Consider the following 17,028-nt stretch of genomic DNA (forward strand, 5'->3'; position numbering starts at 1 on the left):
GGCCATGGCCTCCCTCAGAAAGGAGGTGAGGAGGAATCCCGAAGCCTGGCTCGAAAAGCACATGCCGCTTCTTGAGACAAGGAGCGGAGACCCCTGGGTGAAGGACGTCCTCAAGGCGCTTGCGGGACATGAGAGGATAGCGTGTTGAGGTTTTGTCGGGATGGGGTGCCTACTTTTTGTAGACAGCAACGGGTTAGTCGGTTCGTTTGACTATCATCCTGGTGAAGACTAATATTAGAAAACGCGCCGAGAAGGATAAAAATCCGCGTGGAGCCATGCAGGCCGGTTGAGACTCATCCGGAATCGGGAGTCTTGCCGGAAGTACGGCGCGAGAACTCGAGAAGGAGGGAAGAGGAATGCTCGCCCTGTTCCAGAGCTTCGGCCTCCCCGAACTGGGAGTCATTCTCCTTATTGCTCTCATCATCTTCGGGCCGGCCCAGCTTCCAAAGATCGGCCGTTCCGTGGGGAAGGCCATCCGCGAGTTCCGGGCTTCGAGCCAGGAGGTCTCCAAGGCCATCCAGGAAGGCATAGAGGGCACGGACGAGGAAGAAGGGCCCAAGAAGAGGAAGTCCTCCGACGACGAGGATTGAGCACCCACCGGGCAACCCCTGAACGGTTTTCAAGCGGAGTAGCCGACGCAAAGTTTATGCGCGCGGAAGGGAATGTCGGTTTTCTCCGTCATAAAAGGGGAGCGGGAGGGATGTGTGGACGAGAGGCGGTCACGGATACCCGTGGCGAGTCCTACCGGAAAGGCGGGAAGATGCCGACCGGGTTGGCCTTTCGCCTCATTGGAAGCCATGTTTGAGTGTCCACTTCCGCTGGATCCGAAATAACGGATGTCCCTCCGCTAGGGGAAACTACTGGAACGCGTTAGCGTGACTGAGCCGGCTTAGTAAAGGATTCGCTTGGCGGTTCAGGCCGGGTTATCCTGCGGGATGCCATTGCCTGCGGATGCCCGACGCCCCGATTATGGGAGGTGGAGGACCGGTTCATGGTATCCCTACTTTGCGAACGGCGTCATCCCCCCGGCCCATGACAGCCCTGGGAGGTTCCCGTGGCCGAGCTGAGGATGTCCTTCATCGAACATCTGGAGGAACTGCGCAGGCGCATCATCGTCATCTTCATCGCCCTGTTGGTGGCGGTCTGCGTGGGTTATATATTCTCCTGGGAGATCCTCGATTTCCTGAAGAGGCCGGCCACTAAGGCCGACATCCCTCTCAACCTCTATTACCAGACGGTTCTTGAGCCGTTCATGGTCCGTTTCAAGATCGCCATGTACGCGGCGCTGGTCATCGCCTTGCCGGTCATCCTCTACGAGGTCCTGGCCTACATAGCGCCCGCCCTGCGCAAACGGGAAAAGCGCATCATGTACGGCTCTCTCTTCTTCATCATCCTCTTCTTCCTCGCCGGGGCCGCCTTCTGCTATCTCTACATCCTGCCGGTGGGGCTCAACTGGCTGGTGGGGCAGGCCCAGGGGAGGATAAGCCCGGTGCTCATGGCCGGGGACTACGTGGGACTGGTGGCCCTGCTCATGCTGGCCCTAGGCCTCACCTTCGAGACGCCCCTCCTTGTGTGGCTGGTGGTGCGACTGGGCATAGTGACCCCCCGCAGGCTTCACCGGGGGTGGCGCTACGCGGTCATCGCCATCCTGGCCTTCGCTGCCCTCATCACTCCGGACTGGAACCCGATCACCATGATGCTGGTCGCGGCTCCCATGTTCCTGCTTTACGAGGGGAGCATATTCTTCGCCGCGCTCGGGAAGCGGGCGGCGGACAGGCGGCGGAAGGCCCAGGAGGTGGAGTTGGGCGAATAGAGGGAAGGGGTTGAAGAGAAAGATCATGGCCCCTCCCTTTATGCGGCGCACGTGGATATCTATGAGTGGGTAGGGTCCGGGTCGACGAATGGGCGAATACCGGCCCTCGCCTCAGGGGTATGACCGCAGTAAAGGTACGGAGAAGCGTTCCCGGACGCCTTTCGGAAGCTTTTTCGGCTGAGGCCGCATGCCCGGTAGGGGCGGGGAGGAAAATCCCCGGATGGGTTGGACGCGACCTCGCCCCCTTATCTGGTCATATGCGGAAAGGGTGCCAGGGGCCTCGGGTTTCAGGGCCGTCTCGTCCCGCATAGGCGTGAGGTTGCGCCCCCTTTCCCTGCTTTGGACGGCTCCGGGCCACTTTCTGGTATTATTATCCCGCCCGTGGGGCCGGATGGGCCGGGGAGGGAATGCCCCGGAGACGTTTCCGGGCCACGGTATGGTTGGACGGGTGCCCTTGGCACGAGAGGAGGTGGGTCATCATAGGCGATTTCAATTTGAAACAGCGCCGCATAAACAAGAGCCTGGTCAACCGGAAGGCGAGAGAATATGTGGAGAAGAACCCCCGCTTGAAGGGGATCGTCGGCCTGTACCGCGAGGTCTTCTCCGTGCAACGCAAGCTTTCCCAGCGCATCCCGGACCGACTGCCCCATATTGAGGGCGCCCTTGTCTCCGCCCGGCTGCAGGAGGAAGAGCTCCTTCTGCGCCCGGAGGAACTGGAGCTCGACCTCCCCCTCCTCGTGGACATGATCAGGGAGATAGGGGACGCGCTGGTGAGGAAGAGCGAGAGGGAACCAGAGGGATTGAGAACCTTCCTCAAGGAGGAACTCACGGAGGAACTGGCACGCGAGATGGCCGAGGGTTACCTCTCGGGGGACGAGGCGAGGTTCAATGCGCTGCTGGAGGGCAAAGCGGTGAAGCCGGAGCTCGTTTATCTTCTGCTGCACCTGACCCTAGCCCCTTTTTACTGGAAGGCGGCGGGTTCCCTGGCCCGCCAGGCGGACCTGGACCAGGTGGCGCGGGGGACATGCCCCGTATGCGGCGACCTGCCGGTCATGGGTTTTCTGCGCGCGGAGGACGGTCTGCGGGTCTTGGAATGCTCCCGCTGCGGGACGCGCTGGGGGTTCCCCCGGATTATGTGCCCCTTCTGCATGACCACGGACCAGGAGAAATTACATTATATATATCTTGAGGAGGATCCGGCCCACCGGGCTTATCTCTGCGACAATTGCCGTAAATACATAAAGATTACCCAGAGCTACAGCGGGAAGGACGAGGAGTTGCTCCTTCCCCTTGAGGACCTGGCCACGGCGCGGCTTGACCTGGCGGCGGAGGAAAAGGGCTATATACGGGGATGCCGCACCGTTTTCTCCTAAGGCCTGGATCTCCATGGCGTGAGGGCACGTTTCGTCGCTGCGGATGGCATTGCCCTCCGCGTGTATGCCCCTCCGCGGAAGGCGGATCACGGCAAACGCCTTCCGGATAGTGTGGGGCAGGTCAGGGTCGGGAGCAGTCCAACGCTTTTCGGTTGCGTTTTGATAAAAAAATGATAGTATTATGACGGCAATTTTCGGATAAACGGGACCTTGACATACGAAATACGCGGGTGAAGCCCGGAGGGCGGGAAAATGGAAGCACCTTGCGGATAGAAGAAAGGAGATCTCTTGTGAGGACCCACGCCCCGTGAGGGGAAGGTTTCAGATATAGAACGGGTTTGTGAGAGTCCGCTTACAGCGGTGTGAAAGCAGGTGTAGGAGTCGACCTAGGAAAGTGGGGGGAGAGTATGGAACTTTCTCGCAGAAGTTTCCTCAAGCTGTCGGGCGCCGGGATTGGCGTCACGGCCCTCGCCCAACTCGGTTTCACCACCCCCGCCTATGCCGCTGACGTGGAGCTTCGCATACGCGAGGCCAAGGAGAGCACGACCGTTTGCCCTTATTGCTCCATGGGCTGCTCGGCCATCGTCAGCGTGCAGGACGACAAGGTGGTGGGGATCGAAGGGCTTCCCGACAGCCCCATCAACCGGGCCAGCCTCTGCTCCAAGGGTCAGGCCATCTTCCAGGTAGCCAACAACGAGAGGCGCCTGAAGAAGGTGCTCTATCGCGCCCCCGGGGGGACGGACTGGGAGGAGAAGACCTGGGAGGAGGCCATCCCGGCCATAGCACGCCTCATCAAGGACACCCGGGACGCCAACTTCGTCGAGGAGGAGGAGATCGACGGGCAGAAGGTGAAGGCCAACCGTTGCGAGGGCATCGCCCAGCTGGGAGGGGCGGCCCTGGACAACGAGGAATGCTACCTGGCCTCCAAGTTCGCCCGCGCTCTCGGCCTGGTGTACATAGAACACCAGGCACGTATATGACACTCGGCCACAGTCGCCGGTCTCGGCGGCACGTACGGCCGGGGGGCCATGACCAACCACTGGGTTGACCTCAAGAACGCCGATGTCTTCATGATCTGCGGCGCCAACCCCAGCGAGAACCATCCCTGCTCCTGGAAATGGTTGGAGAAGGCCAGGGAGGAACGCGGCGCCAAGATCATCGTCGTCGATCCCAGGTTCACCCGCTCCGCCGCCCGCGCCGATCTCTTCTCCTTCCTCCGGCCGGGCACGGACATCGCCTTCTTCAACGCCCTCATCAAGTACGCCATCGACAAGAACTACATCAACTGGGAGTACGTCCAGAACTACACCAACGCCCCCATTCTGGTGAACCCGGACTTCAAGGGGCCGTGGGAGCTGGACGGCTACTTCAGCGGTTACGACAAAGAGAAGAAGAAGTACGACACCAAGACCTGGACTTACCAGACGGACCCGGCGACGGGAGAGCCCAAGCGCGTGCATCTCATCCCCATAGCCGAGGACCCGGCCTTCCCGGGCCGGGGGGTTCCCATCGGGCCCAAGGACGCCAACGGGAACTACATACCAAACCCGGACGACCAGATAGCCGGGACGGTCTTCGCCAAGCTCAAGGAGCACGTATCCCGCTACACCTACGAGGGCCCGAACAGCGTGGTGGCCAAGGTCTGCGGCATGGACCCGGAGAAGTTCAAGGAGATAGCGGAGACCTACGTGGGGATCACCCACAAGCGGGAGAAGACCGGAAACCTCATGTATGCCATGGGGCTTACCCAGTCCACCTACGGGACGGAGAAGATACGTGCCTTCGCCATCCTGCAGGCCCTGCTGGGGAACACCGGACTGCCCGGCGGAGGCATCAACGCCCTGCGCGGCGAGTCCAACGTGCAGGGGTCCACGGACTTCGGCCTCCTCTCCCACATCCTCACCGGGTACATGCCGGTGCCCAACACCACCGACCATCCCACCCTGGACAAGTACCTGGAGAAGACGACCCCCAAGGTGGGCATCTGGACCTGGCAGCCCCGCTTCTTCAAGAGCTACCTCATGGCCTATTACGGCCCCTACGCCAAGAAGAACGGGCTGGACAAGGCCTACGAGCTGCATCCCAAGGTGAAGAAAGGCAAGAACTACACCCACATCGCCCTCTTCGAGGACATGTACGCGGGCATCATCAAGGGGCTCATCGCCTGGGGGCAGAACCCGGTGGTGGGAGGCGCCTGCTCCAACCTGGAAGCGGCGGCCATGGACAAGCTGGACTGGTTCGTGGCCGTGGACCTCTGGGAGACGGAGTCCATGAACTTCTGGCGCCGTCCCGGCGTGGAGCCCAAGGACATCAAGACCGAGGTGTGGGTGCTTCCCGCCGCCTCCTCGGTGGAGAAGAGCGGATCGGTGACCAACTCCGGGCGGCTTGCCCAGTACCGGTGGAAGGCCGTGGAACCTCCCGGCGAGGCCAAGTCCGACGCCTGGATAATGCACCAGATCATGAAGGCCCTGAAGGACCTCTACGAAGCCGAGGGAGGCAAGAACAAGGAGGCCATCACCGAGCTCTTCTGGGAGTATGAGGAGGACGAGCACGGCGACCCCAACCTGGACCAGGTGCAGATAGAGATAAGCGGTTTCACCTGGCCGGAAGAGGAGTTCTCCTGGGATGCCGCCTTCAAGAAGCCGGTGTTCGGATTCGCCAACCTCAAGGACGACGGCTCAACGGCCTGCGGGACCTGGATCTTCTGCGGGCAGTGGGCCAGCGACACGGACATCGAGAACGCGGCCAAGATCCTGGGCAAGGATAAGGAGCTTCCCAGGGGCGACGACGGGAAGGTGAAGATACCCCGGGACAAGCAGGCCACGGAGTGGAACGGTATCCCCTTCAACAAGGCCCAGTGGCACTTCCAGAAGACGCCGGTCTACTGGCTGGACAAGGACGGCGTGACCATCTATACCGAGAACCCGCCCTCCAGCGCCAAGATGATCGACCTGGGAATCACCCCCAACTGGGCCTGGGCCTGGCCGATAAACCGCAGGATCATCTACAACCGTGCCTCCTGCGACTGGTCGGGCAAGCCCTTCGCCCCGGACAAGGCCCTCTTCACCTTCAAGGACGACGACACCCTGGGGATGAAGAACGACGTGCCCGACTTCTATACCCAGGCGAGCACCGACCCTGCCTTCCCGGCCGAGCTCAAGGGGAAAGCCACCATGCGCACCCGCTCGGGGGCCAACTCCTTCTTCATGAACCGGGAGCCGGGTGCCCTGGTGGCGCGGATCTTCTCCAACTCCCTGCTGGAAGGGCCTTTCCCCGAGCACTACGAGCCGCGGGAGAGCCCGGTGAAGAACATGCTCTCCTCGGTGCAGAACAACCCCGCGGCGGTGCTGGAATGGCCATCCGCCAAGAACGAGCCGGAGAAGTGGGGCTTCGCCGAGGTGGGAGACCCGCGTTTCCCCTACGTGTGCACCACCTACAGAGTCACCGAGCACTGGCAGGCAGGTCAGATGACCCGTAACAACTCCTGGCTGGGCGAGGCCATGCCGGAGAACTTCGTGGAGATCTCCAAGGAGCTGGCCGACGAGCTGGGCATCAAGAACGGAGACCTGGTGGAGGTGGAGAGCCTCCGCGGCAAGGTCCAGGGAGTGGCCGTGGTCACCGTCCGTCTGAAGCCGCTGGAGATCGGCGACAACGGGACCACCAGGAAGATCCACATCGTGGGGCTGACCTGGCATTACGGGTTCGTGGGACTCTTTACCGGCGGCCCGGAGCGCAACGGGTTCTCCAAGAAGAACTACGCCGCCAACCAGCTCACGCCGCACGTGGGAGACGCCAACACCACCATCCCCGAGTCGAAAGCGTTCCTGGTGAACCTAAGGAAGGTGAAGTAAAATGGCTAACCCGACGGACAAGGCCATCCTCTTCGACGCCAGCAAGTGCACGGGATGCCGGGCCTGCCAGGTAGCCTGCAAGAACTGGAACCAGCGGGGATACACGGAGACCCACAACGAGGGGACTTACGAGAACCCCCGCCAGCTCACCGCGCAGTGCTGGATGCGCATCCTGTTCAACGAGCCGGAGGAGCGCCCGAAGAGCGACGACGAGATCTACTGGTACTTCACCAAGTACCAGTGCATGCACTGCACCGACGCCACCTGCGTCAAGGTCTGCCCCAGCGGGGCCACCAAGAAGCATAAGGTGACCGACGGGGACAGCGAGGCCTACGTGGTGAAGACCGACCCCAAGCAGTGTATCGGCTGCAACTACTGCGTGGCCACCTGCCCCTTCCAGGCCTGCCGCTACGACGAAAAGGAGAAGGGTGTCTTCCGCTGTGTCCTGTGCCTAGACCGCATAAGTCAGGACCCGGCGGCCTTCCCCACCCCGGAGCAGGCATCGCCGGACCTGGAGAAGAACGCCAAGGACCCTTACCCCACCCGCAACCGCCCGGCCTGCGTGCAGACCTGCACCTCCGGGGCTCTGTCCTTCGGGACCCGTGAGGAGATGCTGGCCAAGGCCAAGGAGAGGGTGGAGTTCCTGAAAAAGGAGAAGGGCAAGGAAAAGGCCCGGGTCTACGGGGAGGACGAGCTGGGCGGCCTCCACTACATCTACGTGCTGGAGGACAGCCCGGACAAGTACGGCCTGCCGGAGAAGCCCACGGTGCCCGCCGGCGTGACCATCTGGGAGACCCTCATCAAGCCGGGCGCTCCCTGGGGCGGCCTGGCCCTGGTGGGACTGGTGGCCGCAGCCGGTGTCGGTTACGTGATCAACAAGCGCAACGAAGGGTTGGAGCGTCAGGCCAAGGGAGGGGGTGAGTGAGATGGCGGAACTCAAGACCTTCAAGGGTGGCATCCATCCCCCTTACAACAAGGAGCTGGCTTCGGGCAAGGCCATAAAGGCCGCCCCCATCCCCTCCGAGGTGGTCATACACTTGCAGCAGCACATAGGGGCTCCCTGTGAGCCACTGGTCAAGGAGGGCGACCGGGTGGAGTTGGGCCAGAAAATAGGCGAGGCACAGGCCTTCGTCTCCGCTCCGGTGCACGCCTCCGTTTCCGGGACGGTCAAGGCCATAACCGAGGTCCCCAACTTCACCGGGGCCAAGGTGAAGAGCGTGATCATCACCCCGGACCCCGAACAGCCCGAGTTCCAGAAGAGGACCGGGAAGGACCTGGACGCCCTAACCGCTGAGGAGGTCCGGGAGATCGCCAAGGAAGCGGGCCTCGTGGGTATGGGAGGAGCGGCCTTCCCCACCCACGTGAAGATCACCCCTCCCAAGGACAAGCCCATCGACATCGTGATCATCAACGCCTGCGAGTGCGAGCCCTTCCTCACCTGTGACCACCGCCTCTTGCTGGAGCGCACCGACGACCTCATCGCCGGCGCCCGCCTGCTGAAGACCGCGGTGGGTGCGGGGAAGGTCATCTTCGGGGTGGAGGCCAACAAGATGGACGCCGTGGACGCCCTGCGCTCCCGCGCCTCCTCCTATCCCGACGTGGAGGTGGAGGTCCTCGAGGTCAAGTACCCAGAAGGGGCGGAGAAGATGCTCATCTTCGCCTTGACCGGCAGGAAGGTGCCCCCGGGCAAGCTCCCCTCCGAGGTGGGCTGCCTGGTGCAGAACGTGGGAACCGCCGTGGCCCTCTACGAGGCCGCCGCCTGGGGGAAGCCACTCTACGAGCGGGTGGTCACCGTGACCGGGCCCGGGGTGCGGGAGCCCGCAAACCTCCTGGCCCGTATCGGCACCCCCATATCCGTCCTCCTCGAGGCCTGCGGGGGCCTGGTGGGCAACCCGGTAAAGCTGATCATGGGGGGCCCCATGACCGGGTGGGCCCAGAAGGATGCCTCCGCACCCGTGGTCAAGGGGACCTCGGGGGTGGTGGTCCTCACCTCCGACGTGGTGGACCTGGGCGAGGAATCGGAGTGCGTGCGCTGCGGGAAGTGCGTGGAGGTCTGCCCCATGTTCCTCTCCCCCAACTTCATCGTCCAGTCCGTCAAGCGGGGGCAGTGGGACAAGGCGGAGATGTGGGGGGCACTGGACTGCTTCGAGTGCGGGTGCTGCTCCTTCGAATGCCCCGCCTACATCCCCCACGTACAGTACGTGCGCAAGGCCAAGGCCGAGATCGCGGCCCTGAAGAAGAAGTAGAGGAGGCGATGGGAAATGGCGATGGATAACCTGGTCCTCACCCCGCCCCCGCACCTGAGAAGCAAGGAACAGACGGCGGTCGCCATGCGCGACGTGCTCATTGCCCTGGCGCCTATCACCATTGCCGCGCTGGTGGCCTTCACCTATAACGCCCTGTTCAATATCGCGGTCTGCGTGGGGTCGGCGATGTTCTTCGAGTTGGTGGCCCGCAAGATAAGGAAGAGGAAGGTCACCCTCTCCGACGGGAGCGCAGCGGTGACCGGTCTCCTGCTGGCGCTACTCCTCCCGGCCAAGATCCACTGGCTGAACATGATCATCGCCTCCTTCGTGGCCGTGGTCATAGTCAAGGAGCTCATGGGTGGCCTGGGGCGGAACATCTTCAACCCTGCACTCTTCGGGTTCGTCTTCATCCTCATCGGCTCCGGGTTCCTGGCCAGCTGGACAGGGCACCTGGGATTTTTGCCCGGCGGCTTCGACGGAGTCCAGGCGGCAACCCCGGTCGCTTACATCAAGCACGGCCTGCAGGGCGCGCCCTCCTACGCCGCCCTGCTCTTCGCCAACTACGGAGGAGCAATCTCCGAGGTGGGTTGCTTCTGGATCCTGCTGGGCGGGGCCTATCTACTGTACCGTAAGGTCATCAACTGGGTGATTCCGGTGACCATTCTGGCCACCGTGTTCATCCTGGCCTACATCCTGGGCTCCGACGGGCTCTACCAGATTCTGGCGGGTGGCGTGATGCTGGGGGCTTTCTTCATGGCCACCGACTGGGTGACCAGCCCCATGTACCGCTGGGGCCAGGCGGTGTTCGGCCTGATCATAGGCATCTGCATCGTGCTCATCCGCCTCTATGGTGGGCCCTCCGGGGCGGTGGCCTACTCCATCCTCATCGGCAACGCCTTCGTGCCCCTGCTGGACAAGGTGTTCAAGCCCAAGAGGTTCGGAGAGGTGGTCGCCGCCTGAGCTATCGGGACCCCGGAAGGAGAGACAGAGGGCCGGGAGCGAACTCCCGGCCCTTTTCCCTTCTGGGGTGATGCGGGGAGGGGGCTCTGGCCGGAGGCGAGAGAGCCAGTGGAGAAGCGGTAGGCCACGCGGGAAAGGCCGTGGGCTTTTGGGATTGATGCGGGATGCCGGGAATGGCGATTGGCGCGGCCCCTTTTTCTTTCCGAAGGGGTGGGGGTGGGGGTTCGGCGGTCATGCGGAGCCATGGCCAGCCAAGGGTTGATGACCCCCCGGAACAGTGCCTCCGGGGACGGGAGACGACGAGTAGGATGCGTGCGGCGATTCGCGGGGCGGGGCGAGATGGGACGACCATGAAGACGGGACCCCCTTTTATGGAGCAGAGGCGTAAACCACAGGTATCATACGCGGTGGATAGGATGTGATAGGAATGAGGGGAGGCAGTGTCCGGAGTCCATAGGTGATGACGCTGCGAATGCGGACGACCCGGGCCGCATGCCTCCATGTGGGGGGAGCCGCCACACGGCCGTAATGAGTGAGCGCGCCCAAGGAGCGGACAGGCATAACGGTGGGAATGGACGGATTTCCTGGCCCCATCCCTGGGGAAACACCGATTGGGCTCGAAGGCGGGCACTTCCGCCCTGACCGCTTCGAACCAGATGACGAATACCCTTTGCGCGGCTTGAGCCTTTCCGAGGTCCGGGAGAGGGAGGACAAGGGCCAGACCAACCGGGTCAGGGAGAAGAGCAGCCGCTCCCTTGCGCACATCATCCGGGCCAACGTCTTTAACCGCTTCAACGCTCTCCTGGGAGCTTTGGCAATCGTCGTACTGGTATTCGACTCTCCGCGAGACGCCCTCTTCGGCCTGGTGCTGGTCTTCAACACCCTCATCGGGATTGTGCAGGAATGGCGGGCGAAGAGGACCTTGGACCGGCTCTCCATCCTCACCGCGCCCCTTGCCCGGGTGGTCAGGGACGGAGTGGTGAGGGAGATTCCCAGGGAGGAGATCGTCCTCGATGACCTGATAGAGGTGGGCCCGGGGGACCAGATCCTGGTGGACGGGTCGGTGGTGGCCTCCGAGGGGCTGGAGGTGGACGAGTCCCTTCTCACCGGGGAGTCGGTGCCGGTGCCCAAGGAACCGGGTGCCGGCGTCTGGTCGGGGAGTTTCGTGTCCGGCGGGAGGGGGAGGTTCCGGGCCACGGCAGTTGGGGAGGAAGTCTACGCCCAGAAGCTGGCTTCGCAGGCCAGGCGTTTCACGCTGGTGTCCTCGGAACTCAGGAAGGCTTCGGACACCATCCTGCGGTATATCACATGGATAATGGTGCCCGTGGCCTCGGTCTTCGTCGCCAGTCAGTTGCTGACTCATTTTTCCCTGCGGGAGGCGGTCATCTCCTCGGTGGCTGGCCTGGTGGGCATGGTTCCGGAGGGTCTGATCCTGCTCACCAGCCTCGTCTTCGCCGTCAGCGCCGCGGCGCTCGCGAGGCGCAACGTGCTGGTCCAGGAGCTTCCCGCCGTGGAGGGGCTGGCCAGGGTGGACGTGGTCTGCCTGGACAAGACGGGTACCCTCACCGAGGGCACCTTGTTTCTCCAGGAGGTGCGATACCTCGGTGACGAGCGCTGGACACGGGATGCACTGGGGGCGTTGATCCGGACCCTGCCGGACCGCAACGCCACTCTTTCCGCCCTCCTTGAGGCCTTTCCCCACGCGGAGGGATGGGAACTCGCCAGTGTGGTTCCCTTCTCCTCGGAGCGCAAGTGGAGCGCGGTGGAATTCCAGGGGCGGGGGACCTGGGTTCTGGGCGCTCCGGAGATACTCCTCGCCAAGGCATGTGAGGCTGGAGGAGAGGGAGCCCGGGAGCTCTCAGCGGAGGTGGAGGAGCTGGCTAGGCGAGGCCTACGAGTGCTCATGCTGGCGCGGACTGACGAGCGGCTGCGCGAAGGCGGGGACCTCCCCCGCGACCTTCGTCCCATGGCCCTCCTGTCCTTTGTGGAGAAGATACGTACGGACACCCCCCGGACATTGGCCTATTTCCGGGAGCAGGGCGTGGGTATAAAGGTCATCTCCGGGGACAACCCGCTCACCGTGGCCGATGTAGCCCTGCGGGTGGGTGTCCCAGGGGCGGAGGAGCCAGTCGACGCCCGAGGGCTTCCCACCACGCGGGAGGAGATGGCCGCCGTCCTGGAGGAGAGGTCGGTCTTCGGAAGGGTGGTGCCGGAGCAGAAGCGGGAGATGGTCCTTGCCCTGCAGGGCCGGGGCCATGTGGTGGCCATGACCGGGGACGGCGTGAACGACACACTGGCCCTCAAGGAGGCGGATCTGGGTATAGCCATGGGGTCGGGGGCTCCTTCCACCAAAGCAGTGGCCCAGCTGGTGCTCCTGGACGGGAAGTTCTCCACCCTTCCCAGGGTGGTGGCCGAGGGTCGCAGGGTGATGGCCAACATGGAGAGGGTGGCCAACCTCTTCTTAACCAAAACGGTGTACGTGGCCCTTTTGGCCCTGGTGATCTCCCTTGCCCGCTGGCCTTTTCCCTTGCTCCCCAGGCACATCACACTGGTAGGTTCCCTGACCATCGGGATACCCGCATTCATCCTCTCCTTCACCCCCAGCAGACGGCGCTACCGCCCGGGCCTTCTCCGCCGGGTGATGCTCTTTTCTCTTCCCGCCGGGGTCATCGCCACCTCGGCCACCTTCACCGCCGTGGCCATGGCCCACTCCAACCGCATTCCGGACGGAGAGGTCAGGACCACGGCGGTCATCGTCCTGACCTGTGTGGGGCTGGCCGTGCTGGCCCATCTCTCCCGGCCGATCTTCACCTGGAAAGGTGGGTTGACCGCAGTAATGGGAGGAGCCTTCACCGGCATCCTGTTCCTGCCCTGGTTTGGGAACTTCTTCCAACTCTTCCTGCCCTCCCTCCCTGTCCTGGTGCAGGCATTGGGCATCGCTGCGGTGCACGTTCTCCTCCTGGAGCTCGCGGTGAGGTACGTGGGGCGGAGAGGAGAAAAGGGCCTCACCCCAGCTTCCGACGACTGATGGGCCGGCAGCGGATTGAGGAGCCTCGGGTCCTTATGCCCCCGGTTCTGTTATACTACCCACCATGGAAGGACGGGAGGATCTGGAGCGGGAGACCCTTGGGCGCAGGAACCGTCGCGACACTTTGATAGTGACCGTGGTCTTTCTGGCCCTTGTGGGAACGGCATTTCTCGGCGTCAAGCTCATCAACCCGGGGTATTCGAGGGAACCCTACCAGCGCACCATGTTCGTCCTCGAGGATTACGTGACCATAACCGCCTACGGGAAGGACCAGGCACGGGTGGAGGGTGCGGTGGATGAGGCATTCCGGGAATTGCAGCGCCTGGATAACGTGTTCGACCGTTACGACCCGGAGAGCGAACTCTCCAGGCTGAACGATGCGGCGGCGCGGGAGGCGGTACCCGTTTCCGAGGACCTGTGGAAGGTCATCGCCACCGGTGTGGAGATCTACCGGGAGAGCGAGGGGGCTTTCGACATAACCGTGGGTCCCCTGGTGGACCTTTGGGACGTCCTGGGCAGGGGAGCGAGGGGCGAACCTCCCCCCGGCGATGCGGAGGTCGCCGCCGCACTCAAGCTGGTGGGCTCCGATAAGCTCGAGTTGGACGAGGCGGCCCACACCGTCCGTTTCCTCCAGCCGGGCGTGGTCATAGACGTGGGTGGGCTGGCCAAGGGATACGCGCTGGACCGGGCGGCGGAGATACTCCAATCCCGGGGCGTCAGATCCGGTTATATAAGCATGATAAGTACCGACCTCACCCTGGGGGAGAAGCCGGGAAGCGCCGGCGGTCCCCTGTGGAGGATCGGCATCCTGGATCCGCGGGGAGAGGACTACCTGGCCACCCTCCTTCTGCCCGGCGAGACCTACGTGAGCACCTCCGGGGATTATCAGCGCTTCTTCGAGTATCAGGGTGTGCGCTACCATCACATTCTCGACCCGCGAACCGGTTATCCAGCCAGGGGGGTGGTCTCGGTCACCGTGGTGGGCGGGGATGATGGGGCGCGTTCCGATGCCTTCTCCACCGCCGTCTTCGTCATGGGATACCCCCAAGGCCTGGAGTGGGTGAAATCACGGGGACTGGAGTGTCTCCTGGTGGACGCCTCCGGTGAGGTCCACTACACGGAGGGGATGAGGGCCCTCCTGGAGGGGATAAAGGAAACCACGACCCCCTGACGTCGATTCTTCCCTATCCTGTTGGTAATACTTACCAATAATCACCGCGCCTCAACCAAAACTGCGCATACGCGCCCCGCTTCACCGGCGTCCTGCAGTTTCGGCAGGCGTTTTCGAGCTTGAGGAAATCGAGGGGCTGCTCCGCGGCCGTGATCGTGAGGGGCGTGGAATAAAGGCTCTCCGTCGATTATCCTCTACTTGGTGTATGCCGTTGACGGACATGAGGCCCTCTTCACGTACGGCCATGGACGAGAGTCTCTCGGCGCTGGAGGAATTGCTGGACGCTTCTCCCTACACGGTGGCCTTCACCGGGGCGGGAGTCTCCGAGGAGAGCGGGATTCCCACCTTCCGGGGACGGGAGGGCATTTGGAAGGAATTCCCACCAGCCTTGTACGGTAACCTGCCCGGCCTGGCGCTGGCCTTCCTCGCCCGGCCGCGGAGGGTGGCCGCTCTGGCCTCCGGCGTGCTGGGTACCCTCCTGCGGGCCGAACCCAATCCCTGTCACCTGGCTCTGGCCCGGCTGGAAATGGAGGGTCGCCTACATGCGGTGATCACCCAGAACATCGACGGATTGCACCAGGCGGCAGGGAGCAGGCGGGTTATTGAGCTGCACGGCAACGCCTTTCGCCTGCGCTGCACGCGGTGCGGGGCGAGGGTGGAGGTACAACGGGAGAGAGCGCTGGCGGTCCTGGAGGGCCTCCGTGAGGCGATGACAAGGCGCAGGCTGCTGGAGGCCCTACGCAGATATGCTGAACCTTGCATGAGGTGCGGGGGCAGGACGCGCCCCGACGTGGTCCTCTTCGGGGAAGGCCTTCCCGCGGGAGAGCTCAACCAGGCCCTTGAGGAGGCAGGACGATGCCGCCTCATGCTTGTGCTGGGGACCTCGGGGGTGGTCTATCCCGCGGCCATGGTGCCCCGGTTGGCTCTGGAGACCGGTGCCAGGTTGGTGGTGGTCGACCCCGCCCGTACGGCGCTTTCCTCCCGCGCACACCTCCACATACCCGCGCCCGCGGGGAGCTTTTTCGCTGCCTGGCTGGAAGACCGGTAGAGGCGAAGGTCGGGCGATCCGGCCTAGGGGTGAGGGCAGGGCTCCAAGCCGGAAAGGCGGGAAACGAACATCAACTGCCATAAAATGCCAGCTCTTTTTCCATCCGTGGCAGGGGATATCGAGGGAGACCATCAGGCCGGCCTTGCAGCTCCTTTCCCCTGTTTGTCGTTCGGATACGTGTCTTCATTTAGCTCCGGACCATATCCGCTCGAGGGGTGTCGGGCAACTTTCCGGCACTCTGACCGTTTATCCGACACATCCGTGAGAGAAGGCCTTCTTTAGGGGGAACGATCGACGCGGCTTTCCATTAGATACCTGCCCATTGGCGATGATCCCCAAGGCTTAAAGGTCAAAAAATCTCTCCTCAAAGGGCTAAACATCCTTCCCATTCGCGAGGCGAAGGTCTTGGCTCTGCGTGTTCATGGCTTTGAGAAATCAGCCTACCCCCGGTCCGGAGGCCCGACAAAGGAGGCCAGTTCGTCCTCCAGTTCCGGGCGCATCTCCTCGATGACCTGCACCAGGGCTTCCACCGCGGGTGTGCTTGGCCTGCGCCGCAGGATGACATAGTGGAAGTCGCGCCTGAGATCCGCGCCGGACAAGGCGAGAACGCGGACCTTTCCCAGCCGCGCATACGGCTCCACCGCCCACAGGGAAGAGACGGATATCCCCGCCCCCGCAGCCACGGCCTGGATAACGGCCATGGTGCTCCCCAGTACCAGGCAGTCCAGGTGGGAGATTTCCAGCCCCAGCTCGGAGAGTATGCGGAGCATGTGGGAGCGGGTCCCGGACCCTTCCTCCCTGAGGATGAGGGTCTCCCCGGAGAGGTCGTCGACCTTCACCCGTTTCCGGGTGGCCAGGGGATGATTACCGGGAGCGATGAATACCAGGCGGTCGGGGCACAGCCTTCCGTACTCCAGCCGCTCCTCGTCGTCGCGCGATCCCACGCAGCCCAGGTCCACCTCCCCCGCCCTCACCAGGTCCAGGACGCCGCGGGTATCGGTGACCTCCAGGCGGGGCTCCACCAGGGGATAACGGAGGCGATATCGGGAGAGCACGCGGGGCAGGATGTATTCCCCGGGGATATTGCTGGCCGCCAGGAGCAGGGTGCCGCTGGGTTCGCCCCGCCTCCCCTCCATCTCGCGCGAAAGTTCCTCCTCCACCTTCAGTATGCGCTGGGCATGCCTCAAGAGGGCCTGCCCGGGTTCGGTCAACCGGCAGCGCCCCAGGGACCGGTCCACCAGAACACAGCCGTATTCCTTCTCCAGGGAACGGATATGAAAGCTCACCGCGGGCTGGGTGAGCCCCAGGTTCCGGGCGGCGGTGGAGAAGCTCCCCGTGCGGGCCACCTCGGCGAAGACGCGCAGGCTCCTGGTGTTCATGCCGGACCTCCATGGAAAAGCCCCGGATGCAACAGGGGCGGGAATAAAAAATGGCGGAGATGCGTAAGAATCGAACTTACCCGGCGCCCGTTACGACGCCGCACCGGTTTTGAAGACCGGGCCGCCCACCAGGACGGATGCATCTCCGAATAAAAATTA

The 17,028-nt window shown here is 63.3% G+C and carries 12 protein-coding genes and 1 tRNA gene; 11 read left to right on the top strand and 2 right to left on the bottom strand.

Features of this window, described 5'->3' with window-relative positions:
• Window positions 1-356: 356 nt before the first annotated feature.
• From H7007_RS01115 to H7007_RS01165, 11 genes are all read left to right on the top strand, one after another.
• On the top strand, window positions 357-590 hold the full coding sequence (locus H7007_RS01115; protein WP_287152646.1) for a twin-arginine translocase TatA/TatE family subunit: 234 nt from the start codon (window positions 357-359) through the stop codon (window positions 588-590).
• A 464-nt stretch (window positions 591-1,054) separates the two neighbouring features.
• Window positions 1,055-1,813, top strand: a complete 759-nt coding sequence (gene tatC, locus H7007_RS01120; protein WP_287152647.1) for a twin-arginine translocase subunit TatC — start codon at window positions 1,055-1,057, stop codon at window positions 1,811-1,813.
• 407 nt (window positions 1,814-2,220) lie between these two features.
• Complete coding sequence (locus H7007_RS01125; RefSeq protein ID WP_287152648.1) at window positions 2,221-3,186, top strand: formate dehydrogenase accessory protein FdhE; 966 nt, start codon at window positions 2,221-2,223, stop codon at window positions 3,184-3,186.
• Window positions 3,187-3,593: 407 nt separating this feature from the next.
• Window positions 3,594-4,166, top strand: a complete 573-nt coding sequence (locus tag H7007_RS01130; protein ID WP_287152649.1) for a twin-arginine translocation signal domain-containing protein — start codon at window positions 3,594-3,596, stop codon at window positions 4,164-4,166.
• Window positions 4,167-4,214: 48 nt separating this feature from the next.
• Window positions 4,215-7,037, top strand: coding sequence for a molybdopterin-dependent oxidoreductase (locus H7007_RS01135; protein ID WP_287152650.1), 2,823 nt, complete (start codon window positions 4,215-4,217; stop codon window positions 7,035-7,037).
• A 1-nt stretch (window position 7,038) separates the two neighbouring features.
• Window positions 7,039-7,962 carry a 4Fe-4S dicluster domain-containing protein gene (locus H7007_RS01140; RefSeq protein WP_287152651.1) on the top strand — a complete coding sequence of 308 codons (924 nt, stop codon included), beginning with the start codon at window positions 7,039-7,041 and terminating at the stop codon, window positions 7,960-7,962.
• A 1-nt stretch (window position 7,963) separates the two neighbouring features.
• The gene (gene rsxC / locus H7007_RS01145) at window positions 7,964-9,283 is read left to right on the top strand and encodes an electron transport complex subunit RsxC (RefSeq protein WP_287152652.1); all 1,320 of its coding nucleotides are present in this window, start codon (window positions 7,964-7,966) and stop codon (window positions 9,281-9,283) included.
• Between the two features lie 15 nt (window positions 9,284-9,298).
• On the top strand, window positions 9,299-10,243 hold the full coding sequence (locus H7007_RS01150) for an RnfABCDGE type electron transport complex subunit D (RefSeq protein WP_287152653.1): 945 nt from the start codon (window positions 9,299-9,301) through the stop codon (window positions 10,241-10,243).
• 571 nt (window positions 10,244-10,814) lie between these two features.
• Window positions 10,815-13,271: an HAD-IC family P-type ATPase gene (locus H7007_RS01155; protein ID WP_502754841.1), complete on the top strand. Its 2,457-nt coding sequence runs from the start codon at window positions 10,815-10,817 to the stop codon at window positions 13,269-13,271.
• A 64-nt stretch (window positions 13,272-13,335) separates the two neighbouring features.
• A complete protein-coding gene (locus H7007_RS01160) occupies window positions 13,336-14,442 on the top strand; it encodes an FAD:protein FMN transferase (RefSeq protein ID WP_287152655.1) in 1,107 nt (368 codons plus the stop codon).
• A 220-nt stretch (window positions 14,443-14,662) separates the two neighbouring features.
• The gene (locus tag H7007_RS01165; protein WP_287152720.1) at window positions 14,663-15,490 is read left to right on the top strand and encodes an SIR2 family NAD-dependent protein deacylase; all 828 of its coding nucleotides are present in this window, start codon (window positions 14,663-14,665) and stop codon (window positions 15,488-15,490) included.
• A gap of 440 nt (window positions 15,491-15,930) precedes the next feature.
• Here the strand turns inward: H7007_RS01165 and H7007_RS01170 are convergent, their stop codons facing one another.
• On the bottom strand, window positions 15,931-16,869 hold the full coding sequence (locus tag H7007_RS01170) for a selenium metabolism-associated LysR family transcriptional regulator (RefSeq protein ID WP_287152656.1): 939 nt from the start codon (window positions 16,867-16,869) through the stop codon (window positions 15,931-15,933).
• A gap of 51 nt (window positions 16,870-16,920) precedes the next feature.
• Window positions 16,921-17,016, bottom strand: a tRNA-Sec gene (locus tag H7007_RS01175).
• Window positions 17,017-17,028 lie beyond the last annotated feature (12 nt).

The sequence above is a fragment of the Candidatus Solincola tengchongensis genome, from assembly GCF_015711935.1.
GTDB lineage: Bacteria > Actinomycetota > Geothermincolia > Geothermincolales > RBG-13-55-18 > Solincola_A > Solincola_A tengchongensis.